Here is a 235-nt window from a genome sequence, read left to right as displayed (position 1 = left end):
AACCGGGTCAGCGAGACGATTGGCGTGATCACCCAACATATTCGCGCCAATGAACTGGGCCCGGGGGATCGTCTGCCAAGCGAAAACAGCCTCTCTCGTGAGTTGAACGTATCGCGCAGCGTCATTCGCGAGGCTTTCCGGTCATTGGCTGCGATGCGGCTGATCAACCTCAGCGTCGGAAAACGCGCCACGGTGGCCCAATTGGATCATGGGGCGATGTCGCTGATGATCGAAC

At 58.7% G+C, this 235-nt stretch carries 1 protein-coding gene; it reads left to right on the top strand.

Going from position 1 to position 235, the window contains the following annotated elements; genetic code table 11:
- Positions 1 to 235, top strand: a 235-nt coding sequence (locus tag Q4550_RS24090) for a winged helix-turn-helix domain-containing protein (RefSeq protein WP_303536795.1), incomplete at both ends; no start/stop codon positions are given.

The sequence above is a fragment of the Anaerobacillus sp. 1_MG-2023 genome, from assembly GCF_030547345.1.
In the GTDB taxonomy this organism is placed as follows: domain Bacteria; phylum Bacillota; class Bacilli; order Bacillales; family Guptibacillaceae; genus Guptibacillus; species Guptibacillus hwajinpoensis_B.
Note: the sequence above shows the minus strand (reverse complement) of the source record. Positions and strands in the feature narration are given on the sequence as shown.